Source organism: Sulfitobacter sp. HI0040, from assembly GCF_001634885.1.
GTDB lineage: Bacteria > Pseudomonadota > Alphaproteobacteria > Rhodobacterales > Rhodobacteraceae > Sulfitobacter.
Genome location: NZ_LWEX01000221.1, coordinates 1 through 725 on the forward strand (window position 1 = coordinate 1; position 725 = coordinate 725).

Genomic DNA, 725 nt, shown 5'->3' on the forward strand with positions numbered 1-725 from the left:
TCTCGCCGGTCTGGCGCCGTCGCACACGCGGCGTTCCGAAGACAGCGTGCGCTTGCAACAATTCTCGACCCCTCTTCCGCTCGCGGCCATTGTTGCGCAGGCGGCGGGGTTTCGCGGTGACGACCTGGTTCTGGAACCCTCCGCAGGCACCGGCATGCTGGCGATCTTCGCCCGTATCGCAGGTGCGCGTTTGTCGCTGAATGAACTTGCCGAAACCCGCCGCAATTTGCTGCAACAACTCTTTCCGGAGGCAGTCGTCTCGGATCACGATGCCGCGTCGATCGACGACCGTCTCGATAGGTCGATCACGCCCTCGGTCATCGTGATGAACCCGCCGTTTTCGGCTGCGAACCATGTCGAAGGTCAGTTCCGGCAGGCGACCAGCCAACATGTTCTGTCTTCCCTTGCTCGCCTCGCGCCCGGTGGGCGTCTCCTTGTCATCACCGGCGAGAGTTTCCGTCCTTCCACCAAGTGCTTCCAGTCGACGTTCCAGCGGATAGGCCAGAGCTCAGAGGTGGTGTTTTCCGCCGCCATCGACGGCAAGGTCTTTTCGCGGCATGGCACTTCGATCGACACCCGGTTGACGGTGATCGACAAGCGCGCGATGGGCGAAGGCGAGACCGCACCTGTCAACATCGATGGCGCCTATCATCCGACCTGCGCGACCACGGCCGCTCTTCTCTCCGCCGTGCTGACCCATTGTCCCGAGCGCCGCAGCCCCCCGC

Annotated in this window: 1 pseudogene; it reads left to right on the plus strand. The window is 63.4% G+C overall.

What is annotated here, in order from left to right:
* Positions 1-725: pseudogene (locus A3728_RS12370) on the plus strand (methyltransferase); the annotation flags it as partial.